Annotated in this window: 23 protein-coding genes; 9 read left to right on the top strand and 14 right to left on the bottom strand. The window is 39.3% G+C overall.

All coding sequences use genetic code 11. The features are described 5' to 3' along the window. Nucleotides 1-50: 50 nt before the first annotated feature. The 5 genes from LI954_RS06090 to opp3b all read right to left on the bottom strand — a co-directional run bounded on the left by LI954_RS06090 (nt 51) and on the right by opp3b (nt 5664). The gene (locus LI954_RS06090) at nt 51-1154 is read right to left on the bottom strand and encodes a transposase (protein WP_229443966.1); all 1104 of its coding nucleotides are present in this window, start codon (nt 1152-1154) and stop codon (nt 51-53) included. Between the two features lie 487 nt (nt 1155-1641). Further along, a complete protein-coding gene (locus LI954_RS06085; protein ID WP_202064188.1) occupies nt 1642-2601 on the bottom strand; it encodes an ABC transporter ATP-binding protein in 960 nt (319 codons plus the stop codon). After that, on the bottom strand, nt 2601-3665 hold the full coding sequence (locus tag LI954_RS06080) for an ABC transporter ATP-binding protein (RefSeq protein WP_202064179.1): 1065 nt from the start codon (nt 3663-3665) through the stop codon (nt 2601-2603). Before LI954_RS06080 ends, LI954_RS06085 begins: the two co-directional genes overlap by 1 nt. A 5-nt stretch (nt 3666-3670) precedes the next feature. Then, nucleotides 3671-4723, bottom strand: a complete 1053-nt coding sequence (opp3C, locus tag LI954_RS06075; protein WP_202064177.1) for an oligopeptide ABC transporter permease — start codon at nt 4721-4723, stop codon at nt 3671-3673. Next, nucleotides 4723-5664 (bottom strand): oligopeptide ABC transporter permease, encoded by a 942-nt coding sequence (gene opp3b / locus LI954_RS06070; RefSeq protein WP_202064175.1) that lies wholly within the window; start codon nt 5662-5664, stop codon nt 4723-4725. The genes opp3C and opp3b overlap by 1 nt, the downstream gene beginning before the upstream one ends. Before the next feature lie 87 nt (nt 5665-5751). On the opposite strand from opp3b, the gene LI954_RS06065 reads away from it, so the two are divergent. After that, nucleotides 5752-6102 (top strand): DUF3899 domain-containing protein, encoded by a 351-nt coding sequence (locus tag LI954_RS06065; RefSeq protein ID WP_229441827.1) that lies wholly within the window; start codon nt 5752-5754, stop codon nt 6100-6102. A 74-nt stretch (nt 6103-6176) separates the two neighbouring features. On the opposite strand, the gene LI954_RS06060 is transcribed toward LI954_RS06065, so the two are convergent. Then, on the bottom strand, nt 6177-7859 hold the full coding sequence (locus LI954_RS06060; RefSeq protein ID WP_229443965.1) for a peptide ABC transporter substrate-binding protein: 1683 nt from the start codon (nt 7857-7859) through the stop codon (nt 6177-6179). 334 nt (nt 7860-8193) lie between these two features. Between LI954_RS06060 and LI954_RS06055 the strand changes: the two genes are divergently transcribed. The 7 genes from LI954_RS06055 to fni all read left to right on the top strand — a co-directional run bounded on the left by LI954_RS06055 (nt 8194) and on the right by fni (nt 15872). Continuing rightward, nucleotides 8194-8826, top strand: a complete 633-nt coding sequence (locus tag LI954_RS06055) for a pentapeptide repeat-containing protein (RefSeq protein ID WP_229443964.1) — start codon at nt 8194-8196, stop codon at nt 8824-8826. A gap of 703 nt (nt 8827-9529) precedes the next feature. Further along, a complete protein-coding gene (locus LI954_RS06050) occupies nt 9530-9751 on the top strand; it encodes a hypothetical protein (protein ID WP_202064167.1) in 222 nt (73 codons plus the stop codon). Between the two features lies 1 nt (nt 9752). Next, nucleotides 9753-11108, top strand: a complete 1356-nt coding sequence (locus LI954_RS06045; protein ID WP_229443963.1) for a tripartite tricarboxylate transporter permease — start codon at nt 9753-9755, stop codon at nt 11106-11108. A gap of 701 nt (nt 11109-11809) precedes the next feature. Further along, nucleotides 11810-12754: a mevalonate kinase gene (gene mvk / locus LI954_RS06040; protein WP_229443962.1), complete on the top strand. Its 945-nt coding sequence runs from the start codon at nt 11810-11812 to the stop codon at nt 12752-12754. Further along, on the top strand, nt 12751-13752 hold the full coding sequence (gene mvaD / locus LI954_RS06035) for a diphosphomevalonate decarboxylase (protein WP_229441832.1): 1002 nt from the start codon (nt 12751-12753) through the stop codon (nt 13750-13752). Before mvk ends, mvaD begins: the two co-directional genes overlap by 4 nt. After that, on the top strand, nt 13745-14842 hold the full coding sequence (locus LI954_RS06030; protein WP_229443961.1) for a phosphomevalonate kinase: 1098 nt from the start codon (nt 13745-13747) through the stop codon (nt 14840-14842). Before mvaD ends, LI954_RS06030 begins: the two co-directional genes overlap by 8 nt. Beyond that, the gene (gene fni / locus LI954_RS06025; RefSeq protein ID WP_229441834.1) at nt 14823-15872 is read left to right on the top strand and encodes a type 2 isopentenyl-diphosphate Delta-isomerase; all 1050 of its coding nucleotides are present in this window, start codon (nt 14823-14825) and stop codon (nt 15870-15872) included. The genes LI954_RS06030 and fni overlap by 20 nt, the downstream gene beginning before the upstream one ends. Before the next feature lie 408 nt (nt 15873-16280). On the opposite strand, the gene LI954_RS06020 is transcribed toward fni, so the two are convergent. From LI954_RS06020 to LI954_RS06015, 3 genes are all read right to left on the bottom strand, one after another. Then, nucleotides 16281-16649, bottom strand: coding sequence for a GNAT family N-acetyltransferase (locus LI954_RS06020; RefSeq protein WP_229443960.1), 369 nt, complete (start codon nt 16647-16649; stop codon nt 16281-16283). A gap of 39 nt (nt 16650-16688) precedes the next feature. Continuing rightward, nucleotides 16689-16823, bottom strand: a complete 135-nt coding sequence (locus LI954_RS16035) for a hypothetical protein (protein WP_267491435.1) — start codon at nt 16821-16823, stop codon at nt 16689-16691. A gap of 104 nt (nt 16824-16927) precedes the next feature. After that, nucleotides 16928-18103, bottom strand: a complete 1176-nt coding sequence (locus tag LI954_RS06015; protein ID WP_229443959.1) for an RtcB family protein — start codon at nt 18101-18103, stop codon at nt 16928-16930. A 912-nt stretch (nt 18104-19015) separates the two neighbouring features. Between LI954_RS06015 and LI954_RS06010 the strand changes: the two genes are divergently transcribed. Then, entirely contained in the window at nt 19016-19684 is a 669-nt protein-coding gene (locus tag LI954_RS06010) for a CPBP family intramembrane glutamic endopeptidase (RefSeq protein WP_229441838.1), read from the top strand. A 56-nt stretch (nt 19685-19740) separates the two neighbouring features. On the opposite strand, the gene LI954_RS06005 is transcribed toward LI954_RS06010, so the two are convergent. From LI954_RS06005 to yajC, 5 genes are all read right to left on the bottom strand, one after another. Beyond that, nucleotides 19741-20031, bottom strand: coding sequence for a hypothetical protein (locus LI954_RS06005; protein WP_229443958.1), 291 nt, complete (start codon nt 20029-20031; stop codon nt 19741-19743). A gap of 576 nt (nt 20032-20607) precedes the next feature. Next, complete coding sequence (adhE, locus tag LI954_RS06000; protein WP_229441839.1) at nt 20608-23205, bottom strand: bifunctional acetaldehyde-CoA/alcohol dehydrogenase; 2598 nt, start codon at nt 23203-23205, stop codon at nt 20608-20610. A gap of 523 nt (nt 23206-23728) precedes the next feature. Next, nucleotides 23729-23986, bottom strand: a complete 258-nt coding sequence (locus LI954_RS05995) for a GNAT family N-acetyltransferase (RefSeq protein WP_267491439.1) — start codon at nt 23984-23986, stop codon at nt 23729-23731. A gap of 338 nt (nt 23987-24324) precedes the next feature. Continuing rightward, complete coding sequence (locus LI954_RS05990) at nt 24325-24612, bottom strand: post-transcriptional regulator (protein ID WP_202064440.1); 288 nt, start codon at nt 24610-24612, stop codon at nt 24325-24327. A 200-nt stretch (nt 24613-24812) separates the two neighbouring features. Beyond that, a complete protein-coding gene (gene yajC, locus LI954_RS05985; protein WP_229441841.1) occupies nt 24813-25223 on the bottom strand; it encodes a preprotein translocase subunit YajC in 411 nt (136 codons plus the stop codon). Nucleotides 25224-25237: the final 14 nt, after the last annotated feature.

Below are 25237 nucleotides of genomic sequence, written 5' to 3'. Positions count from 1 at the left end.
ATTATCTTATATGCCCTAGGCTATCCCTGTAGTCCCTACAGTTTTTATACTTACTTATTTTTTAATCCTTGAAGCAGCAGTTGAATACTGGCATCTGTTTCAGAATCTTCCTTTGCCAGTTCCAGATCAACATCACCAATTAGTCCATTCTTTAAGCTGACAGCCATCTTTTCATCACATTTTTTCAGCTTGATCAGCTGCTTGTCATGCCACGTCGCTTTATACTCCAGTTTAGAAACAAACAAAGCCCATGAGACATCGGAGACTCGCTTATTCAGTTTGTAGTTTCTGCAGAAGTCCTCCTTATGGGCATCTTCCACACAGATAACATCATAGGTATCAATCAGTTCTGTTGTTACTTTATTTAAGAAATCATGACGCTGATTCAAAAGTTTCTCCCTTAATTTAGCAACCTTCATTTTTTGCTTCTGGTAGTTTTTTTGATTCAGCAAATCCAATCCTTTTGTACCAGCCAAGTGTTTTTTTCTTGCCAGTTTCTTTTCCTCTCGTCGAATTCTCTGTTCTATTTCGTCAGTCAGCTGGTCATTATCTATTTTTTGACCATTTGATAAAACCGCAAATTCTGTCTGCCCAAGACTGATTCCCACAGCCCTATTTGTCTTTTCCTTGCAATGAATTTTTTCCTCACAAAGAAGAGAAACAAAATATTTACCGCTGGGAGTTTTGGAAATCGTTGCAGATTTAATTTTACCCTTTATCTCCCGATGTGCCTTAACTTTCACAAATGTTTTTAATTTCGGAATTTTCAAATAATTTAAACCGATAATTTTTATTGTTCCTCCCTGATTATTCGTCGTATAGGAGGTCACCGGATTTTTCCTGGATTTCAATTTGGGAAAACCAACATTTTTTCCCGTATAGTAATATTTTAACCCTCTTTCCAAATAGACCTGCGCATTTGCCAGCGCAAGGCTGTCGGCTTCCTTTAAAAAAGGATATTCTTTCTTATATTTTGCAGGAGTGGGAGGCTTTAAATGCAGATCGGGATTTTTTTTAGAAGCTCTGTACTGCATGATCCGATCCTGCAGCAATAAATTATGAACCAGACTGACACTGTAAAAATTTTTTTCAAAAAATTCAATTTGGGAAGGAGTTGGATAAAGTCTATATTTATAGGCCTTTAATACTTTCACCAATCCACCGCCCTGTATGAGCCAACGAATAAAGAACCCTTGGCGAATAGAAGACTTCCAACAAGTTGTTCCATATCCAGCCAGCTTATATTTTCTCTATTTTCATTTATACACCGAATATAATACAAAAGAGGTCGGGACAAAAGCGATCAGCTCCGAGAATCAAGAAAAAATATCCGAAAATTGTCAAGGAATACTATTCATAAAATGAATAGCTGTGAATGGATACCTTCCTGGAGCTGCTATTATTTTCAGGATCATTCGGCTTAATTCCGAAGGAGCTGCTTTTGTACCGCCATTTATTCGGGGTTAGATATGAAGAGAGTTTGAAACGTTATTTCTGTCCCAAACTCCTTTGTATGGCCAGTCAGAGAACTTAAAAGTCAGAATCATCCGATACTTTCTCTGACTGTATAACAACAAAATAATCATCCGAAAAATTTTGGAATCTCTCATCCTATTACTCAGTTTTAAAAAGCGCCACACCTCACTGATGTGCCTGTGCTTTTCTATTTTCAATTTTTTCATGATACATTTCAACTTCATCTTCTGAACAGTAAACATAGTGCTCTGGAGCCACTTCACGCAATTTGCGCTCTTTTCCATCTTCCGGCTGCGGTTTATAAATAATCCGTTTACGTGTACGTTCGTAGTCAGGGTCCGGCAACGGAATCGCAGAAAGTAAACTTTCTGTATAAGGATGAACACCGAAGTTATAGATATCATCACTTGAACCCATTTCAAGTAGTTTTCCGCTATGCATTACACCAATACGGTCACTGATATGTTTCACCATTGACAAGTCATGGGCAATAAACAAATAAGTTAAACCTGACTCTTTCTGCAGATCCTGAAGCAGGTTTACAACCTGAGCCTGAATCGATACATCCAATGCAGAAATTGGCTCGTCACAAATAATAAATTTAGGATCAACCGCCAATGCGCGGGCAATTCCTATTCGCTGACGCTGTCCGCCAGAAAACTCATGAGGGTAACGAGATGCATGATTCGGATCAAGTCCAACTACTTTAAGCAATTCTTCAACCTTCGCTGTCCGCTCTTTATCATTATTTACCAGATGGTTAATATCTAATCCTTCAGCGATAATGTCATTTACTTTCATTCTAGGATTTAGAGAAGCATACGGATCTTGAAAAATCATTTGAACTTCCCGTCTAAACGCCTGCATCTTCTGTTTGGAGCGAATATCAGCGATATTTTCTCCATCAAAAATGATTTCTCCAGCTGTCGGATTGTACAGACGAATAACACTTCGTCCAGTTGTTGATTTCCCGCTGCCTGATTCGCCAACCAATCCAAATGTTTCACCTTCATAGATATGGAAACTAATGTCATCTACTGCTTTTACTTCATCTGGACGGCCAACATTGAAATATTGCTTCAGCCCTTTAACATCTAAAAGTAATTTACGTTTTTCAACATTCATTAATTAGCTCCTCCTGTTTCTGAAAAATGATGACGTTCGTTATAAAGAGCCCAACGTCTTTGTATTTCTGCTGGAGGAGTTACTTTTGGTGCTTGCGGTGCTAAAAGCCATGTCGCAGCTTTATGCGTAGGAGAGACTTCAAAATATGGAGGAGCCTGCTCCGCATCAATTTTCAATGCAAATTCGTTTCTTGGATAGAAGGCATCCCCTTTGGGAGGATCCAGCAAATCGGGAGGAGAACCGGGAATCGCATAAAGTTTTTCCTCAGTCCCTTCCAAAGTCGGCATTGACCCCAACAGTCCCCATGTATATGGATGCTGCGGATTATAGAAGATTTCTTCTGAAGTCCCGACTTCGACAATACGACCACCATACATAACTGCCACACGATCAGCTACGTTGGCCACAACCCCTAAATCATGGGTAATGAAAATAATGGAGGTACTGATTTTTTGCTGCAAATCTTTCAGCAATTCCAGAATCTGCGCCTGAATTGTTACGTCCAACGCAGTCGTTGGTTCATCCGCAATCAGTATTTCTGGGTAACAAATCAAAGCGATCGCAATAACGATCCGCTGACGCTGACCGCCTGAAAATTGGTGAGGATAGTTCTTCAAACGCTTTTCAGCATTCGGAATCCCTACAAGCTTTAACAATTCCAGCGCCTGAGCCAATCCTTCGCTTTTTGAAACTTTATTGTGCTTAATCAGCGATTCGGCAACCTGTCTGCCAATCGGCATTGTCGGGTCTAAAGAAGTCATGGGATCCTGAAAGATCATCGCAATTTCTTTCCCACGAATCGTCTGCATTTCTTTTTCAGTCTTTTTAACGATGTCAGATCCTTTAAACAGAATCTCACCCTTATCGATATTCGCATTGTCACTTAACAGGCGCATGATTGTTCTAGTCGTTACAGACTTACCACTGCCTGATTCACCAACGATAGCCAGTGTCTCACCTTTATGAAGATCAAAGTTCACACCGCGAATGGCATTGACTTTTCCTGCGAATGTATCAAAAGATATGTGTAAATCTTTTACTTCCAATACTTTTTCCATAGTCATTCACTCTACTCTTTCATCTTAGGATCTAAGGCATCACGCAAACCGTCAGCCAGTAAATTGAAACAAATCATAATTACAGATAATGTTGCTGCTGGTATCCACATCAGGTATGGCAGGAATCTGAAGGTCTTATATCCTTCATTCAACAACGTACCTAGTGAAGCAGTCGGCGGTCTCAGACCTAAACCGATGAAACTCAGGAATGCTTCGAAGAAAATTGCTGCTGGAATACTGAACATCATTTGAACAATAATGACACTTGAAATATTAGGCAGGATATGTTTTACAGCGATCTTCAGACGGGATTCGCCCAAAGTCTGAGCAGCTAAAACAAATTCCTGATCCTTCAATTTCAAGGTCTGGGCTCGAACAATCCTGGCCATCGATATCCAGTTGGTCACGACCATGGCCAAAACAATTGAAAGAATACCTGGATCAAAGACAGTCAGCATCAAAATCATAACAACCAGATTGGGAATCCCGGAAAGAACTTCCAGAATACGCTGCATTACTGTATCAACACGACCGCCAAGCAATCCTGATATCAGTCCATAGGTTACCCCTATCGAAATATCCAGTACAGCTGCAATGAATGCAATCAACAGCGATACACGTGTTCCCATCAGCAAACGGCTCAAAACGTCACGTCCAAGTCCATCTGTTCCCAAATAAAAACGCAGATCATCCGGAACATTTGCCTGTGCGTATTTATCTACAATCTGTCCTGCAACAACCGCTTTACCATTCAAGCCATTAATTCCATCCAAACCCGGAATTTTAGGCGGCAGGTTAATATACGAGATATTCTGCTTTGTCGGATCATGTGGAGATAACCAAATTGAACCAATAGAAATAATTACAATGACCACTAAAACAGCCATTGAAATAACCGCAGCTTTATTTTTCTTTAAACGGCGCCATGAATCTTGCAGGAAGCTCAAAGACGGCATTGCAATCCGTTCTCTCTCTTTAGTCGTCGAAGCATCAAGAAGCTGAAATTCATCAGCAGAAATATTTTTAATCGTATCTGGTACTTTATTCAAATTAATACTTTCCATTAGCTTCGGTCACCTCCTGAAACACGGATTCTCGGATCAACCAATCCATACAACAAATCGACAACAAGAATAACTATAACCAATAAAGTGGAATAAAGTATCGTTACAGCCATAATTGTCGGATAATCATTTGTCATGATTGATTTAACAAACTGCTCCCCGATTCCCGGGATAGCAAAGATATTTTCAACTACCAGTGAACCTGTCATCAAACCAACAGCCAAAGGTCCCAATAAAGTGATCAATGGGATCAAGCTATTTCTCAAACCGTGTCTGAATGCCACTTGCCAGCGGCTTAAACCTTTTGCTCGAGCCAGCTCTACATAATCACTGTGCAGCACCTCCACCATCTCTGTTCGAATGAATCTGGCTGAGTCTGCCATAGGACTCATCGCTAATGCGATTGTCGGTAAAATTGTTGAAGCAAATGTTTCCCATTTTGCAATAGGCAGTATACCCAATTTCATTGCAAACACATACTGCAGCAGCACGGCAAAGACAAAGTTGGGAATCGAACGCCCTAAAATTGCCATTAATGTTGCCAACGTATCCACCCAGGTATTTTGACGCATTGCTGCGATAATCCCCAGTAGTATACCTACAAATGTACCGAATAGAATCGCCTGTCCTCCTAATTGTACAGACGGACCGATACGATTAATCAAGAGTTTGGCTACCGGCTGATTTTTAAATTGGAACGAAATCCCAAAATCACCTACCAAAAGATTTTTTAGATAAATTCCGTATTGAACGATAACCGGTTTATCCAGCCCGGACTGCTTGTTCAACATGGCAATTGTTTCAGGACTAAGTTTTTCTTGGTTGGTATATGGAGTACCAGGTAATAATTGCATTAAGAAAAACGTAATCGTTGCGATTAACCACAATGTGATTATCATGAAGAAGACACGTTTAAGAAAGTATTTCCCAAAACTGTTCAAGAATGACACCTCCGAAATTATTTTGACTTCAACAGCTGTTTTCGATAAAGTATAGACAATAAAACTAATATAGACAAGGATGACCTCATGAAAAAGTTAAAATGGTCTTTTACCACATTCGTTATTTCAAGTTTTTGCATTTTTATCTATCTGTTCCTGATAAAAAAATCAGTGACTATCCAATCAGTATCAGATACGTTCTTCATCGTTTCACTTTTCTTTCTCATTATCGGTATGGCCCTATGGATTATGTCTTCAGGATTTTTTGATAATTTTCAGTACTTCATGAAAAAAGCGCTTCGTCTGAGAAAGAAAAACGAACCGAAAGAATATATCCCATTCTCAGAAATCGGTAAAGCCCATCGGCTGTACTGGCTTACAACAGGGGGATATTTACTGATTCCAGCTATTGTTTCTTTACTATTTTACTTTTTCTAAGCAAAGATAGCAAGAGGACCGTTGTCTTTTTAAGAAGACAAGGGTCCTTTTGCTATAAACGGCTCATTTCATTTTTATTCTGAAATGTATGTCCATTTGTAATCATATTGTGCTCCAGCAGGGTGGAACCCAACATCTTTTACTTTAGCTGCACGAAGGTGACCTTCTGCTTTTTGATAAAGTGGAATGACACCCATTTCACCGATAATAATCTTCTCAGCATTTACCATGTCATCCCAGCGTTTTTCAGGATTGTTGGCATTTGTAGTAGAAGCTGATTTCAAATAGTTGTCATATTCAGTATTTGAGTATTTACCACGGTTGTAAGAGTTGTCTGTGATAAACAAGTCCAGGAAGCTACTTGGATCAGCATAGTCTGCTCCCCATCCGCCCATAACTACATCGAAGTCGCCTTTGTTTGAACGATCAAGACGTACAGAGAATGGTACAGGACTCAATGTCACAGTAACTCCGTCAAGTGTTTCCTGAATAGCACCTTGGATGTACTCAGTTACTTTCTTGGAAGAATCTGTATCAGAAGAAAGGATATCAAATTTCAGTGAATCAATATTCAATTCCTTCTTCGCTTTTTCCCAATACTCTTTTGCTTTGTCTGCATCTGCAGCAATATCATCGCCTGCATCTTCTACAAAGTCAGCCCCGGTATCAGGATTTGTAGACATATCGGCAGGAGTCAATCCCTTAGGAGCTACTGAACCGTCACCCAGAATTGAGTTAACCAATGCTTCACGGTCAATAGAGTAAGAAATTGCTTTTCTCAGATTTTCATTTTTAAATGGAGAATCATCATCAATCTGGTTCAACTCAAGATATTGAGTTGACGCTTCTTTTTGGCTTACATATTCTGGATCGTTTGCCATTTGCTGTGCCAGCTCACCAGTTAAGATTACGTCATCTGTCTGTCCGTCCTGGAATAGGTTCAGTGAAGTTGGTGCTTCTTTAACAACACTTACTTGAACTTCTTCCAATTGAACTGTGTCAGCATCCCAGTAGTCTGCATTTTTCTTGTATGACCACTCAGTGTCAGTCCCCGGACCATCAAATCCGTCTAACACGAATGGACCGTTATAAACAGCATTTTCACTTGTTGCTGCATATTCTTTTCCATATTGCTCCACAATGTCTTTTCTTTGCGGGAAGAATGAAGGGAAGGCTAATAGGTAATCAAAATAAGGAGTAGCAGATTCTAAAGTAATTTTAAGTTCATAATCACTGACTGCTTCAATTCCCAATTCTTCTTTGTCTGCTTCACCATTTACAATCTTGTCGCCATTTTTAACTGGTGCAAACATGTAGCCGTATTCTGAAGCTGTTGCAGGATCAACGGTACGCTGCCAGCCAAAGACATAGTCTTCTGCTGTTACAGGTTCACCATCTGACCATTTTGATTCCTCATTCAGCTTCAATGTATAAACTAAACCGTCATCACTGACTTCTGCCAATTCTGCTGCTCCTGCTGGGATCGGTGTGTTATCCAGATCCAAACGATATAATCCTTCATACACATTGTTTAATGCAGTAAAGCTGATAACGTCTGTCGCTACAGATAAATCTGCACTTGGCATTTCCTGCTGCTCGATCACACGGTAGATTTGTTCTCCGCTGGCTGTTCCATTATTAGTTGAAGAACTTGCTGAATCATCAGTTGTTCCTCCACCGCCTCCACATGCTGCAAGCAAGAGTGTCGTACTAAGTAATGTTACTGCACCTAAAGTAAATGACTTCTTTAACTTCATCCCTTTTCCTCCTAAGAATAGTCGTCTTCATTTTTCAGAAAACTCAGAATTTAATAATTATTTATGCTATGGGTTATAGTTTACATTCTTAATATTAAAAAATCAAGAAAAATCTTATGCTATCTTAATAATCCCCCAAAGAAATTACTTCAAGAAAAATATTAATATCTCAAAGTCTTTGTTACACGGCACCTTCTAGGAAAATACTTAATAATTTATGGTGTGTATCCTCATTCTATTCTAAGAATCCTCATTTTTAATTTATGATTTCATAAAAATAAATCTCAGTGTTAGTATATAATGAGATAACTTTAATTAATGAAGGAGAATTTATATGAAAGAAAAAAAGAGAATTGTGCCTATTCTTCCTGCCGGGCTGACAGAGAATTCTCCAACTTTTGAAGACGAATCCATTATTGAAACAATTTACATAGAAAATCAGCGGGTAGACGGTGCAGATTTTCACCATTTATTTTTCAAGGAAAGTTATTTCAAAAGGCTCCAGATTTCTTCCGGCTTTCTTAAACAATTTGAATGCATAAATGTTATTTTTGAAAATTGCGATTTCTCAAACACTGAGTGGATTGGTGCCGGCTTTCATCAGGTAGAGTTCCGCCAATGCAAATTAACAGGTACAAATTTTGCAGAAAGCTATTTGAAGGACTGTCTTTTTACCGACTGTATGCTGGACTATGCTTCATTTGCTGCTTCAACAATGAAAGTTGTTCATTTTGCTGCTTCCAGTTTAAGACAAAGTGATTTCTCTGAGATTGACTGGCAATACCTTCGATTAACAGACTGCACATTAACACAAAGTCAGTGGTTCCACACACTGTTAAAGAATCTTGATCTTTCAAAAAATCAGTTTGATACGATAGCAGTATCTCCAGAATTTATACATGGCGTAATTGTCAATGCAGAACAGGCTTTGATTCTTGCAGAGACACTTGGGATCATTGTAAAATAGGTCGGAACCAATTTGCTTTCCGCTTTTACAAATAAGAAGAAACAAGTACATTTGAATTTAATTTTTTCTTTAGAAATAGGAGAAAGAATTTTACTTACCTTTTCTTTTTAGATAAACTGGTGAGGGTTAACTTGTGAAAATATTAGAATCGCAGGCGAGTCTTTCCGTCTGCTTTTTATTTGGGATAAAAGAGTCCGGGACAGGAGGGCTCAGCTTCGAACACTAAGCAGATATCATGCAGCATCGACTCTGACAAGTCAATCATAGTGCTTTATGACAACAAGAAGGAATAACGAAAATAACAAAAAAGCTTGCGGGAACATACCGCTATATTTTGAATAATCGCAGACCTCTCTGCATATGGCCTAGGCTATGACGAGTGTTCAACGAGGAAACATCTATTTTTTTACAAAATAGTGATTCTCAACAATTTCGGCTTATTATCGAAGAAGTTGTCTCTGCAGTTACTCGAGACATACAAAGACTGCTCCTACGGTTATTCATTGCAGTCTTTATGTGTACCGAATAACCACAGATACAAAAGAACCTTTTGCTTCTGTCCCGCCATTTATTCAGATTTCCGAATGCTATTAGTTATGTTGCAACCCCCAGTTCCTGCATTGAAGATCAGGTACTTTTGTTTTTTGAGCAGGTTCATTTGATTCTAACCGGATGACTTTACAAATCGAAAGGAGAAATAATCGTGAAAAAAGAATTTATAGAGGTTTGGGGAGATTTGGTCGCAATTAAAGACCTGATCATTTCAATTATTATTTGTAGTGGATTTACAATGGGTGCCTATTTTATCGCTCCTTCTTCCGATCAGACAAAACAGTTGTTTTTCGGACTTGGCGGTGCAGTAGCAGGATTTCTTATCTCAACGCTCTTAATTAAACCAAAACGTACTGTACAGGAGGAGAAATAAAATGGATTTTTCTTTACTTCTGCAGATGCTGCTGGCAATTTTCGGTGCTATTGTCCTCTATACATTTATCGGCTTTGTACCCGGTACAGATGAAACTTCTGTTTTAATGCCTGTTACGCTTGCCATTGTACTTGCAGGTGTCAAACCTATTGTCGTGCTTACATTTTTCATTTCAGCCATTATTACATTAAATTTGATGAATGCTATTCCCACGGCTTTGGTTGGGTTGCCCGGCGGTGTCATGTCCACTCCAATGATTGAACATGCACTGTTTCTGAAAGAAAAAGGTATGGCCGCTGCAAGTATTAAAAAAATGGCAACCGGCTCTGTTATTGGAACAGCTGTTGCTATTCCTGTCAGCCTGCTGCTGGCAAATATCCTTGCTCCGTTCTCAGAAACAGTAAAAGATTATGCCTCTCTGCTGTTTGTTGTCGGTGCAGTTTTCCTTGCACTAATTGGTAAAAACAAAATATTTGCATTGATCAGTATTATTCCTTTGGCATTACTGTTTCAAGGCCTTCGTTACTTATACTGGGGAATCGGAGCCGTACCACAGGAAAAAACAGTGACTACATCTTTCTTTTTAGGTATTACCATTGGTCCGCTGATTGTTTCTTTACTCGGATTACTGAACAAACAGAAGCGGGTTCAACTGCCGCGTCATGATAAAAAAGATATTTTTATCAAAAAAGCAGATGAAAATAGCGCATTAATGCATCCTTTAAAAACAATTACCAAAAAAGAAGCTGGAACCAGTGCTGTCGTTTCTTTACTGTCAAATTTCCTCTTTTTCCTGAGTCCAGTTGGGCTGACTATTCTATTTGGCGAAATCACAGCCAACAGAGAAAAGGATCCAGTAAAAAGAGCAAGCATGGCAATTACATCAATGAGTGCACTGTCCCATGCAACCTATCTTTCCGGAGTGATTATTCCCCTGATTGCTTTAGGGATTCCATTGTCTCCTGTTGCAGTTGGACCGGCAAATGCATTGTTTAATGCACCTCCTGTCTTCACTCTGGATAATAATATCCACCATCTGCTATCAAAAAATGAATTTATTTTTGCTATTATACTGGCATCTGTGATTGCTTCAGTTGCTACCTATTTAATTGCGATGAAATATGCACAGCAGATGACAGCTTTTGTTTTGAAGAAAATACCACATGAAGCGATTTTAGGCTTGTTTGTTGCCTTTATCTTTTTATTAGCCTACATGGATGCAGGTTTTATCAATGTATTCGGCGTTCTGCTTGTGGGAATTGTCTGCGGCACGTTGAATAATATGGGGGTCAATTACGGAGTACAGTTCATGATCTTATATGCGGCTCCATGGATCACTGCACATCTGCTTTTCTAGGCACACAGAACAGTAAATACCATTAAACAATACGGATTGAATAAATGAAATAAACTATCTATGGCGTATCTGAAAATTATTGAGGTATCCGAATTACCAACGCTTCTCAAAATAGACACATTTGTATCGAGAAGCAAACGAGGTAAGACTCGTGATACAAGGATTTTCTACTGATGTAGGAACATCTAATGAAATTGCCAGTCTCACTAAGATAAATAAACCAGTGAGATGGTAGGCAATACTCTGATAGAGATACATGGGTTAAAATTTAGATCCTTATCAGGAGTTTGCTCCTATGCTTCTTCAAATGCTCGTCACATGTCTCAGGAACATACAGGACATGCTATATATGCGCGGCCTCGATAAATATTCCTTGAAGAGGCTCACTCATCTAGGAGCATTAACAGGATGGTAGGCAATGCTCTGATTGAAATAACTAGGCAACCATTTATGTTCACCACTAAGAGATTGCTAGTATGTGAAGCTTTTATAGGGATAAATTTGTTAGAATTCATTCCGTTATAAAGAGATAACTGTATGCCAATGCGAAGAATGCGGGAACACTCTTTCTTTTAATAAAATCAACTCCTATCTATTTTTTGAAGGCGTTCGCCACTAGAGTTCTCAGATACGTCCTGATATTAATTCATTCAGCTATTTCTGTACTTTATTCACTACTATGCTTAAAGGAAGTTAAATAAATGAAAACAATTAAACAAGGAATTGGCAAGGCTGCTGGGAAAATCATCTTAATCGGTGAACACTCAGTGGTCTATGGGGAACCGGCTATTGCTTTCCCTTTCCCCGCTGCTCATGTAACTACGACCGCTGTCCCTTCTGATACGATGACTATTGACTGCAGCTATTATTCAGGACCGATTTCCCACATCCCCGCCACATTAAAAAATATTCGGGAAGCGATAACTCAAACACTGAATGTCTTGAAAAAAAAGGAATTTTTTTCTTTTACAATCACCAGTACCATCCCTCCTGAAAGAGGAATGGGCTCCAGTGCTGCAGTAGCCGTTTCTGTCATACGCAGCATCTTTGATTATTATGGTTACACTTATACGCCGGAAGAACTGACTGAGCTGATTAATCATTCCGAAAAAATTGCCCATGGCAATCCAAGCGGAATCGATGGGGCGGCTGTAAGCGGATCTCAGCCTCTATTTTTTATCAAAGGCCAACCTTTACAGACCTTTCCGATGAATCTGAAAAACACCTTTCTGATTGTTGCAGATACTGGAATCAAAGGACAGACAAGAGTAGCTGTTCAGGATGTTGCTCATCTATTCGAATTAAACAATAAGGAGACCAGTACTCACATTCAGAAGCTCGGAGAGCTCACCTTAGAAAGCCGCAATGCTATCCTGGAAGAAAACAGTCAACTTCTGGGACAGACAATGGATCAGGCACAAAAGATTTTATCTGAGCTGACAGTCAGCCATCCAGCAATTGACCGGCTGATACAGGCAGCAAAAATACAAGGAGCTTTGGGTGCCAAACTAACCGGGGGAGGACGCGGAGGCTGTGTCATCGCATTGGCAGATTCACAGGAAACTGCTGAAAAGATTGCATCATCGTTTAAAGAAAATGGTGCTGTCACAACTTGGATTCAATCATTGGAGGATGAACAGGCATGAAAGTCGGAAAAGCAAGAGCTTATACCAATATCGCTTTAATTAAGTACTGGGGAAAGAAAGATGACCAGCTGATTTTACCGATGAATAGCAGTCTTTCATTGACATTAGATACTTTCTATACTGAAACAACTGTTTCCTTTGATTCTGCACTCCTAAAAGATCAGTTTTATCTCAACGATCAGCTGCAGAATGAAAAGCAGACTGAAAAAATCAGCCGCTTTTTAGATATTGTACGAAAGAACAATCAAACAGATTTATTCGCTCATGTCAAAAGTCATAATTTCGTTCCAACTGCTGCCGGTTTGGCCTCATCAGCCAGCGGACTGGCGGCTTTGGCGGGTGCCTGCAGTGCTGCCCTTAATTTAGATTTATCACCTAAAGAGTTGTCCATCCTTGCCAGACGGGGTTCAGGTTCTGCCTGCCGCAGTATTTTTGGCGGCTTTGCCGAATGGAAACAAGGAGACTCAGATAGTACGTCCTATGCTGAACAAATTCCGGCTGATTCATGGGAAAATGATCTGTCCATGCTTTTCGTACTTGTCAATGATGCACAAAAAGATATTTCAAGCAGAGATGGGATGAAGCGAACAGTTGAAACCTCCGTTTTCTATGAGGGGTGGCTGAAAGCTGCAGCTGATGATTTGTCTGCTGCAAAACAGGCGATTAAAAACAAAGATTTTATTTCTCTTGGAAAAACAGCAGAAGCCAATGCCTTACGGATGCATGCAACAACACTGGGGGCTACCCCTCCATTTACTTACTGGTCACCAGATTCTTTAAAAGTTATGAACTTAGTAAGAAGAGCCCGCACTGAAGGTATACCCTGCTATTTCACGATGGATGCCGGTCCAAATGTAAAAATCCTCGTACAAAGAAAAGATCGCGAGCAGCTGTTTCAGTTTTTTTCCGAGCACTTTGATAAAAAACAACTGATACTGGCTGATTCCGGTCCAGGCTTAAAGATACTATCTTCAGAAAGGTCGTTGTCGCATGATTGAAATTTCAGCTCCGGGAAAATTGTTTATCTCGGGTGAATATGCAGTTGTTGAGCCCGGGCATCCGGCAGTTATTGTTGCTGTCGACCAGTTTGTCACAGTTACTCTTGACGAGGCAGAAGGAAACGGCAGTATTCAGTCAGAACAGTACCGCTCCATACCAGTCCGCTGGACAAGAAAAGAAAATGAACTGGTATTGGATACAAGAGACAATCCTTTTCATTATATTCTCGCTGCTATTCGCTTGACAGAAAAGTTCGCACAGGAAGAAAATATGAAGCTTTCTTTTTACCACTTGAAAGTTACCAGTGAATTGGATAATGCCAATGGACGCAAATACGGGCTGGGTTCCAGCGGAGCAGTGACTGTAGCTACAGTTAAGGTGTTGAATCAGTTCTATCACTTAAATTTGGATAACAAGCAAATTTTCAAGCTTTCTGCGCTTGCCCATTTATCTGTTCAGGGAAATGGCTCATGTGGAGATATTGCAGCCAGCTGTTATGGCGGCTGGATTGCCTTTTCCACCTTTGAACGTAAATGGGTACAGCAGCAGCTCGAATCCGTGTCTTTACGCGAGCTGCTGACAAAAGACTGGCCCAGTCTGATGATCGAACCATTACCTGTGCCGGAAAACTTACGACTTCTGATTGGTTGGACAGGAAGTCCCGCATCTACTTCTGACTTGGTGGATCAGGTCCATCAATCAAAAGGAGACAAAGAATTATCCTATCATTCTTTTTTAGATAAGAGTAAAGAATGTGTAAAAAAAATGATTCAGGGATTTAAACGCCATGATCTGACTGCCATTCAAAGCGCATTAAGAGAAAACAGACAGTTGCTACAACAGCTAACCTCTCTTACCGGTGTTATTATTGAAACACCTGCTCTTAAAAGGCTCTGTGATTTGGCAGAAACATTTGGTGGTGCTGCTAAATCCTCCGGTGCAGGCGGAGGTGATTGCGGCATCGTATTATTTAAACAAAATTCTGGTATTCTGCCGTTAATTAATGCCTGGGAAACACAGGGAATTACTCCGCTGCCGCTGCATGTCTATTTTTATGGAGGAGAAGAATATGAAAAATCGAAAAGATGAGCATTTATCGTTGGCAAAAGCTTTTCATAAAGAAAGGGAAAATGATTTTGATCATCTGCGGTTTATTCATCATTCTTTTCCTGAAACAAGTACTGAAAAAATTGATATTTCCACTTCTTTTTGTCAGATGACTTTTCCCCAGCCGTTTTATATCAATGCGATGACCGGCGGAAGTGAACGGGCTAAGAAAATTAACCAGCAGCTGGGAATAATTGCCAGAGAAACCGGTGTACTGGTTGCAACAGGATCTGTGAGCGCAGCACTTAAAGACGCTGCTTTAGCAGATACCTATACCGTTATTCGGGAAGAAAATCCGTTGGGAAAAATTTTTGCCAATATTGGTGCCGGAACTTCTTTAGAAGATGCTGAGCGGGCCATTGATCTGTTTGGTGCTGATGGTCTGCAGATTCATGTCAATGCACCACAGGAACTGGTTATGTCAGAGGGCGATCGACAGTTTGCCGGTTGGCTGGAAACTATCCAGGAAATTACAGCTTCGATAAATGTGCCGGTGATTGTTAAAGAGGTTGGTTTTGGAATGAGCAGTGAAACATTGGAACAGCTGCTTGCTGCTGGAGTCAAGACAGTAGATGTCAGTGGTCAGGGCGGAACCAGTTTCACTCAAATTGAAAATGCACGCAGAAAAAAACAAGAGCTGACTTTTCTAAATGACTGGGGTCAGTCCACTATCATTTCACTGCTGGAATCTGGTAATTTTCAAAAGGAGCTGACTATTCTCGCATCCGGAGGTGTAAGGAATTCTCTAGATGTTGTTAAAGCGTTAAGCTTGGGAGCAAAAAGTGTCGGTATTTCCGGCACGATCCTCAAGCATTTACTATCTGACGGTGTAGATGCAACCATTGACCTGATTCAACAATGGGAAGCTGAAATAAGAATGCTTTACACGCTTCTTGGTAAAAATAATACATCAGCACTTGCAACTGCTGACATCATCTTCGATCGTTCCATCATTGACTGGTGTGAAAGTCGAGGTATTCCCTATCAGCATTTTGCTCAACGAAGCTCTTAAAACAAATGAAAAGCAAAACGACCTTCAGATGCTGGAACAATGGCGAACATCTGAAGGTCGTTTCTCTATTAATGAAAACAATTATCTTGTCTGTCTCACTATTCGTTGTTTCTATTTTTATTACACAGAATACCAGAAATATACTAACCAACCAGCTTACACAAACCATTCACGTAACAAAGGAAAACTATGTTCAAATAGGGAAATATTCGGTGACCTTCTTTTTTGATCATTTTACATGCAGATATGCTAGTCTGTATGACTGATGTTTGCTCTATAATAAAAGAAGGAGACCTGACATTAGTATGTCCCAGCCTCCTAAAGTCGAACAAACAGTGCTCCAGTCTTTGTATATCCCTGTGGCTACTCGGTACATAAAAGATTGCTACGAGTAACCACAGAAGCAGCTCAGCTGCCTCTCATATTGTTCAATACTTCATCCCAGCTGCTGCCAACAGTTAAAAAGCCATATCTTTCATAGATTTCCTTCGCTCTGTGATTTTCTGGTATGACAACTAGATACAACTCTTTGTACACATCTGAAACTACCATTGTCTCCACTACCTTATCCAGCATTTTCACAGCCAGCCCTTCTCCCTGTCGATCTGGGTCAACAGCCAGATAAATTAGCAGCGGAATTTCTCTGAACAGTGAAACAATTGCAGTTCCCAAGACTTGGTCTGACTCAGTATCTTTAGAAATAAAAGAATGTGTTCTGAGAAGCTCACCGTATTTTCCCTTAAAGCTTTCTGAAACTTCTTTTTCCCAATCCGACAAACTCTCGCCTCGATCATCCGGTGTGTTTTTAAAAGAACGTCATAGCTGGCGGCTTAACTGCTGTATTTGTTCTTTATTGACATCCTTTAAGGAAACCATTTCATTCCCTTTACTATATTTATCCTGATCTGCAATTACCAATCTCTTTTTCATAATAATTTTCGTCTGTTCCATTTCTTCCCTCTTTCCAATGGGCTATATCTTCAATCACTAATGCAGCTTCCAGCTCGCAATCTTTGAATTTTCAGCTGCCAAATTAGAAACACAATGATTGATGCTCATCCTTTGAAATTGTACAACGGCTGAATAATTTCCTGTACATTGACAGTAGGCTGGATATCCTCAAGCAGCTGCTTTACTGATTTATAAGCTTTTGGGGCCTCGTCAATTGTCTTTTTTGATACAGAGGTCGTCCAGATATTTTTCATGACATGCTGATAGCTTTCCAAGCTGATTTTTTGTTTTGCCTCTGAACGACTCATTTGTCTTCCCGCTCCATGAGGACCCGAAAAATTCCATTCTGGATTTCCTTTGCCTGTTCCGATAATACTGCCGTCTTTCATATTCAAAGGAATAACTAGCTGTTCACCTTTTTGCGCTGAAACAGCTCCTTTACGAAGAATGCCATGTTCTAAATCCACATAGTTATGCGGACAGTCAAAGTCTTTAATCACAGACTTTTTCCACTTCATTCCTTTTAAAATGATTTCACCCATCAACCTGCGATTTTCAGCTGCATACGCCTGAGCAATTTTCATATCCGATAGATAATGGTCCATTGTTCGTCCAGTTAAATAGGACAATTCATACGGTATTTTTACAGTCTCTCTTTCAACTCTCAGTGCTTCTGCTTTACTTAAATCACCAAATCCCTGTGCTTTTTTCATTTCCAGCTTCAATTCTTTTCTCACTTGTGACAGCTGTTGGAAAGCAACCTCCTGATGGTGTTCAGCGATTTCCTTTCCAAGTATGCGGCTGCCGCTGTGAATAACTAAATAGCAGCCGTCTTTGCCTTCATTGACTTCAATGAAATGATTTCCACCGCCAAGCGTACCCAAGCTCCTTAAAGCCCAGCCTTTATGAATAGGCGCATGAACTTCGCCAAGCTCGAACGAACAAATTGGTTGAGAATGAGTTTTATGTCCACTGGGAATTTTAGATCGAATAATTCGATCCAGTTTATCAAAATTTAATTTGCAGTTCTTTTTAAGCTTCACAACATAAAGCCCGCAGCCGATATCCACACCGACTAAATTCGGAACAATTTTATCACCTATTTCAATAGTTGTACCAATTACACAGCCTGTTCCGCTATGAGTATCGGGCATAATTCGGATTTTGCTTCCTTTCGTAAACGGCTGATTGCACAGCCCTATAATCTGACCAATCGTCCCTTCACTGACCTGATCTGTATAAATTGTTGCTTCATTATATTTTCCTTGTATTGTTAACATTCTGATTCCTCATTTTCTTTAATTTTCCAGGAACGCAAAATGTTTTACGTTCCCATTATTTAGTTATTCTGAATTCTTTCTTTTTTCCGCTCACTGGCAACACCTCCGCTATTTATTAATCCTTACTGAAACGCACCAAAAAACCGCCTATCAAAGAAATGAATGGCGGTTTATCTATCTGAAAACAGACAAATCTATACTGTTAACAAAGAACGCATAAGATGATTCTTACACACATTCATAGCAACATCAACCACACAACCATTCTTCAATTCAATAATAACACGAGTCAAATTCATCATTATACTCTCTCCTTTCATTTATTTGTCTGATATCATTTCCAGTAAAACAGATGATGATCAAAAAGCAGCTTCTTTTTGATCACTATTTCGTTCATCGTATCATGTAAGCGCCTGCTATGTCAATAACAATTTAAAGACAAACATAAATGGCTGTAGAAGCAGCCTATTTTCTTCCTGCTCCAAAGATTCACAGCTCATTCTTCGGGAATTCACTACAAAAAAATAACATTCTACTCACAGTTTCCAATCTATTTTAATTTATTTTTTCCCCTCTTCTTTAAATATTAACTTGATAAGTACTGTTTGTTTTTGCTAAACTTAGATATTGGTTTCAATTAGGCAACTCAAAAGAATCTATGAAAAACTAACCAATTAAATAACTGGTACACTTGACAGATAGCCTTCACCCTTGAGCATTCCAGCAATAAAAAGTACCGCAAAGAAACACACCAGAATTGCAGCTCCATGTGGCTCAGTGTAAAACGTTTACTTCACCACCTAGTTACAAAGAGAGGGAACCACTATCAGGTTATGAATCCTCGTATATCAAGAATTTGGAGGTTTTAGGTAAATATATTTTGAGTTGCCTTCAATTATTTAGGAGGAAAAAATGAAATTTTTAAGGAATAGTTTAATCGTTTTTGGGCTTTTTATTTTAAGCCAGCTTGGAACAACTGCTTTTGGCATAATCAAAGGCTTTACCCTTATAGGAGGACAGACTTCTCTCTCTCCGATGAATACTTTTATTACAATTATTATCACCGTTGCCACCATTGTGATCACAATGCAGTTGGCAAAAAAGCTGGGATTGTGCAACTTTAAATGGGATTGGCTGACTAAAAGAAATATAGGATTTATTCTGTTGTGCTATATAGCAGGAAGAGTGGTAGTTATTGGAGGTACCTTCCTTGGAGAAATGCTTTACGGACAGAAAACAACAGCGAATGATGAATTAATTGGCAAAATTTTTTCTGGAGAAAGTCCGATTCTTCTTTTCATGTTAATTGCTGTAGCTGCACCGATTATGGAAGAGATCGTATTTCGCGGCGGGATTATGGGCTTAATGTTTAAAGAGCATCCATTTATTGGACTGGCTGTAAGTTCAATCATCTTTGGACTAATGCATTCAGCAACTACACTTATTGAATTTATGATTTATGCATTGCTGGGCTTTATCATGGCTTATGCATACAAAAAAACAGAACGACTTGAGGTGGCTATCGCCGTCCATTTTGTCAATAATGCCATTGCAGCAATTGCATTGTTTAATCTGTTTTAGGACGTGTCTGAAAACATGAGTGACGAATATTTCCGCTATTTTTCTGGAACTCGTCGTCAGAAATTCTCGCCTATGCACCACATAACCTGCGCTTTCTTTCTAGATTTCCACCAAAAATTTCTGGAAAATTCAGATTTCGCTATACTTTCCAGACACACCCTAGTAAACGAATCGATAATTAGCAAAACATGCAGAAGGACAGCGGAAAAAATCCGCTGTCCTTCTGCATTCCAGTATCTGTTTACCTTATAAACCAGGTCATACAGATAAAAATTCTGTGTTTCCCAATAGAAGTCATCCAACCAAATCAGTTTCACTAAAGCTGCACCTTTGTAACGTTGCTTCATCTTACATTCTGCTGTATGAGAAACTTAAGTAAAGAATCACTGGCATAATAACCTCCACAGATACCAGCCAGAATAATCCAAGCGTCTCAATCATTTTCAAATTTCTTCAATTGTTCATCTTGATTACTAAAAAATATCAGCAGTTAAAAACATGAAATATTCTAGTGTTACGTCCGTAGATTTATATTTTCTATTTTGTGTTGATAAACCTTTGTTAATATTCGAATCATAGGGAATATATACAGGTAATTAATCTTAGGACAAGACACTAGTGCACTAACCAAATTTTAAATTACAATAGAAGATAGTTTATAGATGATGTTCAATGACAAGAACAAACAACTTTAAACCTGTATTAAAATCTTGCTTCTACGCTTCTTCGAATGCTCGGCGCATGTCTTATGGTCTTGCTTCTACATTTCTTCGGATGCTCGTCTCATGTCAAGTAGTCTCATGGCTGCACATTCCTTGGATTAAAATCATAATTTACTTTTAATTTGGTCAATACACCAGTCAATGTTAACATAAAAAAACCCGCCCAGAGATTTCTCTCCGAACAGGTCCGTATATTAGTTTTTATGCATTGTATGCATCAATGATGATTTGTTTCAGTTCACTGATTAATGGTTCTTTAGGATTGGCAGTTGTACATTGATCTTCATAAGCCAGTTCAGCCATACGATCTACTGTAGAATCCAATGTTTCCTGAGTTACACCTTGTGCCTTCAGGCTCATGTCGATTCCTACTGCTTTACCCAGGTCAGCAACAGCATTTACTAGTGCGTCAACCAATTCTGCAGTGTTCTTACCTTTCAGACCCAGGAATTTCGCAATGTCAGCGTAATCTGTGTCTGCACGGAAGTAGTCATATTTAGGGAACATAGCATGTTTTGAAGGATCTTTGGCATTATAACGGATAATATGAGGCAATAGAATTGCGTTCGTACGTCCGTGAGGAATACCGTATTCTCCACCAATTTTGTGTGCTACTGAGTGACAAATTCCCAGGAATGCGTTTGCGAATGCCATACCAGCCATTGTAGAAGCGTTATGCATTTTTTCACGAGATTCCATATCAGGAGTGTTCACTGATTTTTCTAAATAGTCGAAGACTAATTTAATTGCCTGCAGGCTCAATCCACGAGTGTAATCTGATGCCATAACAGACACATAAGATTCGATCGCGTGTGTCAATACATCCATACCAGTATCTGCTGTTACTGATGCAGGAACTGACATAACAAATTGAGGGTCAACGATTGCTACGTCCGGTGTCAAAGCGTAATCAGCTAATGGATACTTCACATGCGTATCGCTGTCAGTGATAACGGCAAATGGTGTTACTTCTGAACCAGTACCTGAAGTTGTAGGGATACATACAAACTGAGTTTTCTCAGGCTTGTCGATCTTGTACGTACGTTTACGGATATCCAGGAATTTTTGTTTCGCGCCGAAGAATGAAGTGTCTGGGTGTTCATAGAACATCCACATTCCTTTCGCCGCATCCATTGCAGATCCCCCACCTAAAGCGATGATTGTATCTGGCTTGAAGTCAGCCATAACTTTTGTTCCGGCATAAACAGTATTTGTAGATGGGTTAGGTTCCACATCAGAGAATACTTCGATTTTCACATCATTTTTACGTTTTTGCAATTCTTTACGAACGGTATCAGCATAGCCGAATTGAACCATCCCCGGGTCACAAACGATCATAACACGTTCAACATTTTCCATTTTTTGCAGGTACTGTAATGAGTTCTTTTCAAAGAAAATTTTTGGTGGTAATTTAAACCATTGCATATTATTTCTCCGTTTCGCCACAGTTTTGATATTGATCAAATTGATTGCAGATACATTCTTAGAAACTGAGTTTTTACCGTAAGAACCACAACCTAATGTCAATGAAGGAATCATTTCGTTGTAGATATTACCGATACCACCTTCAGCAGATGGAGAGTTAACCAATACACGGCAAGCTTTCATACGGATACCGAATTTGATTTGCAGATCTTCATCTTCAGTATGGATAACTGCTGTATGTCCCAGTCCACCTAATTCAAGCATTGCTTCACAAAGATCAAACGCATGAGCTGAATCTTTTGCTTTCATCATTGCCAATACAGGAGAAAGTTTTTCACGTGACAACGGATATTCAGGTCCGGCACCTTCAAGTTCTGCAACTAGAATTTTTGTTCCGGCAGGTACTTTGATACCAGCTAATTTTGCGATGTGTTCAGCAGAATATCCTACAATTGCAGGGTTTACTGCGTATTTGCCTTCGTTCATTACAGCGTCTTCAAGTTTTTGTAATTCATTTGGTTTAACAAAGTATACTTGATGCGCTTCGAATTCCGCTTTAACTGCTGCATATACATCTTTATCTACGATAACTGCTTGCTCAGAAGCACAAATCATACCATTATCGAAAGCTTTTGAAACGATCAGATCGTTTACTGCACGTTTGATTTTTGCAGATTTTTCAATATATGCTGGCACATTACCGGCACCAACACCTAAAGCTGGTTTACCAGTTGAGTAGGCTGATTTAACCATTCCAGGACCACCGGTTGCCAATACAATTGCAACACCAGGGTGATTCATCAACATAGATGTTGCATCAATTGATGGTTGTTCGATCCATTGTACACAGTTTTCAGGCGCACCTGCTGCAATCGCTGCATCACGAACGATACGAGCTGCTTCAGCTGAACATTTTTGAGCGCTTGGATGGAAGGCAAAGATAATTGGGTTTGCTGTTTTCAAAGCAATCATTGCTTTAAAGATAGTTGTTGATGTTGGGTTAGTCGTTGGAGTAACTCCACAAACAACTCCGACTGGTCCGGCAATTTCAATTAAACCTGTTTGCTCATCATTACTGATTACGCCAACTGTTTTATTGTGCTTAATGCTGTTCCAGATATATTCTGAAGCATACATGTTTTTGATTGCTTTATCTTCTACGATACCACGACCTGTTTCTTCAACAGCCATTTTAGCTAAAGGCATATGCTGATCTAAAGCAGCCATTGCCATTTCATGAACGATATGGTCAATTTTTTCCTGATCGAAGCTCTCCATTTCTTTTAAAGCTACATTCCCTTTTGCAGCAAGCTCGTCGATCATCGCTTGAACGTCAGTTACCGGAGCTTCCTCTTTTTTCTTTGTCTTTGCCATTGTAATCCTCCTAAAATAATTTATCATTAAGTTTCTTGTTAACTATTTCACATTCATATCATACAACATTCTTTTTCTCTTGTAAACAGTTTTTTGTGATTTTTTTCACAGTTTCAAAAAAATTATTTATCTAAATGTTTTCGCAACAAAAGAATTATAATAATAAGGACAAACGAGCGTAGGCCAGAAATAAAATTCCAAACTCTCTTCGTATCTACCCCCGAATAAACGGCGGTATAAAAGCAAAAATTCTTTTTGCGACGAGTAACCGCAGGAGCAACCCCTTCGGAATTAAGCCGAACTATCCTGAAAATATGAGAAACTCCAGGTAAGTATCAATTCACAGCTATTCATTCTATGAATAGTGTTCCTTGACAATTTTCGGATATTCCTTCTTAATTCTCGGAACTGATCGTTTTTGTCCCACCCACATCTTATAAGTAAGTTGTCTATTTTTATTTTTTAATAAAGTTTATTTTCCGATTGCTCAATATTCCACAATAAAGGCATATTATTGCGTAATTCATGTTCTTTTATAATACATGACTTCTGATTCAGGCATCGTTTCTTCAAAATCAAACTGACAATATAAACATTTGGCTTGACCATCTGCAATCAGGCTGACATATGCTTCGTCAGGAATCTCTGAATCAATATGACACTTCAGTTCTGCCATAATCTGTTTTACCAGAGCTTTTCCCTGATACTCAGGGTCAACAGCAATGTCCACTACCTGATAGACAGTCCCTCCATCCCCGATAATTCGTCCCGTACCAACCAGTTTTTTTCATCCTGCCACAGAGTAACACAGCAATAACTGTTTTGTAATGCCTTACTGATATATTATGGATTTCTTGGAGATAGTCCTGCTTTTATACGCTGTTGCTGAAAGTCCTCTGGAGACGACAGCTGCAGCGTTTATTTAATTAAATTTGTCATTTTTATTTTCCTCTCTAAAAAAAACGATCAGACAGTCCTCTCACCGCCTGATCGTATATATTCTTTTTCTTATTATCTATTGCTGAATAAACAGTCCTATGTTCCAACAGCAGCCTCTTTCTGCTCAACTGGAGAACAACCAATCAATAAATAAAATTCCAGTCCAACTCATCCGTCCGGCTATAAAAGATCTTGAATATCTTTCCAGTCGTTAAAACGAAAAGGACTGGTTTGTGCCATCAGCTGCTGATAATCAAAAAAATCATTTGGCTGAATATGTAAAATGTCACTTTTGCATTCTTTAATTGATAATTTCGCCTTGTCCTTCCAGCGATATGCAATCAAATAATTAAGCAGCTGCGCTTCATCCACAGCATTGTACCCATCTTCATGAAAGGAGCGGCATTTCATTTTTATTTCTTTAGACAAAAGCACCTTTTGATGCCAGGATAACTTTTCTATCTTAATCCCCTCCCAAAAACTTCCAGTGAAAAAAAGAGCTCGAGACAGAAGAGGTCGCTATAGAGCCCCTTCTGTCTCGTCGCCTATTCGGCTTTTAAGAGGATAGGGCAGCCGTTATGACTGTTCATCCCCTCCTGTCTTCTCATTCACACTCATTCCAAGCATACAAAACTGCTTGAAAACGAACTTGCTCCTTTATGCAACGACTATTCTTTTGTTTCCTCTTGCTCTTCAGTACTATCATCCGTATCAATATCTGTAATCGTTTCTTCTTTCTCCAAAACAACTGCAGCCGGTTCTTCCATTTGTTCAATTGGTTCCGAAGTTGAAGTAGTATTTGGTTTCACTGTTCGAATAGCGCTATGATCAAACTCTAAAATAATTCCTTCACAGTCAATAAAAACTGTTTTATTCACAGAATCAATCTCAGAAACAACACCATGCAAACCACCGATTGTAACTACTTTATCGCCAACTTTCATGCTATTCAAAAGTATCTGACGTTCCTTCTGCTGTTTCTTTTGAGAACGAGTCATAAAGAACATCATTCCACCTAAGACGACTAATGTCAAAATCATAGTAAATCCGTTGCCCATTATTTTCACCTCACTGTTCATATAATCACTCTTAA

It is taken from the genome of Enterococcus sp. CWB-B31, from assembly GCF_020567645.1.
Classification (GTDB): Bacteria; Bacillota; Bacilli; order Lactobacillales; family Enterococcaceae; genus Enterococcus_L.
Note: the sequence above shows the minus strand (reverse complement) of the source record. Positions and strands in the feature narration are given on the sequence as shown.

Coding starts and splice junctions, on each gene's coding strand:
- LI954_RS06085 (WP_202064188.1), bottom strand. CDS start 2,601: ATGAATGTTGAAAAACGTAAATTACTTTTAGATGTTAAAGGGCTGAAG.
- LI954_RS06080 (WP_202064179.1), bottom strand. CDS start 3,665: ATGACTATGGAAAAAGTATTGGAAGTAAAAGATTTACACATATCTTTT.
- opp3C (WP_202064177.1), bottom strand. CDS start 4,723: ATGGAAAGTATTAATTTGAATAAAGTACCAGATACGATTAAAAATATT.
- LI954_RS06065 (WP_229441827.1), top strand. CDS start 5,752: ATGAAAAAGTTAAAATGGTCTTTTACCACATTCGTTATTTCAAGTTTT.
- LI954_RS06060 (WP_229443965.1), bottom strand. CDS start 7,859: ATGAAGTTAAAGAAGTCATTTACTTTAGGTGCAGTAACATTACTTAGT.
- LI954_RS06055 (WP_229443964.1), top strand. CDS start 8,194: ATGAAAGAAAAAAAGAGAATTGTGCCTATTCTTCCTGCCGGGCTGACA.
- LI954_RS06045 (WP_229443963.1), top strand. CDS start 9,753: ATGGATTTTTCTTTACTTCTGCAGATGCTGCTGGCAATTTTCGGTGCT.
- mvk (WP_229443962.1), top strand. CDS start 11,810: ATGAAAACAATTAAACAAGGAATTGGCAAGGCTGCTGGGAAAATCATC.
- mvaD (WP_229441832.1), top strand. CDS start 12,751: ATGAAAGTCGGAAAAGCAAGAGCTTATACCAATATCGCTTTAATTAAG.
- LI954_RS06030 (WP_229443961.1), top strand. CDS start 13,745: ATGATTGAAATTTCAGCTCCGGGAAAATTGTTTATCTCGGGTGAATAT.
- fni (WP_229441834.1), top strand. CDS start 14,823: ATGAAAAATCGAAAAGATGAGCATTTATCGTTGGCAAAAGCTTTTCAT.
- LI954_RS16035 (WP_267491435.1), bottom strand. CDS start 16,823: ATGGAACAGACGAAAATTATTATGAAAAAGAGATTGGTAATTGCAGAT.
- LI954_RS06015 (WP_229443959.1), bottom strand. CDS start 18,103: ATGTTAACAATACAAGGAAAATATAATGAAGCAACAATTTATACAGAT.
- LI954_RS06010 (WP_229441838.1), top strand. CDS start 19,016: ATGAAATTTTTAAGGAATAGTTTAATCGTTTTTGGGCTTTTTATTTTA.
- LI954_RS06005 (WP_229443958.1), bottom strand. CDS start 20,031: ATGAAGCAACGTTACAAAGGTGCAGCTTTAGTGAAACTGATTTGGTTG.
- adhE (WP_229441839.1), bottom strand. CDS start 23,205: ATGGCAAAGACAAAGAAAAAAGAGGAAGCTCCGGTAACTGACGTTCAA.
- yajC (WP_229441841.1), bottom strand. CDS start 25,223: ATGAACAGTGAGGTGAAAATAATGGGCAACGGATTTACTATGATTTTG.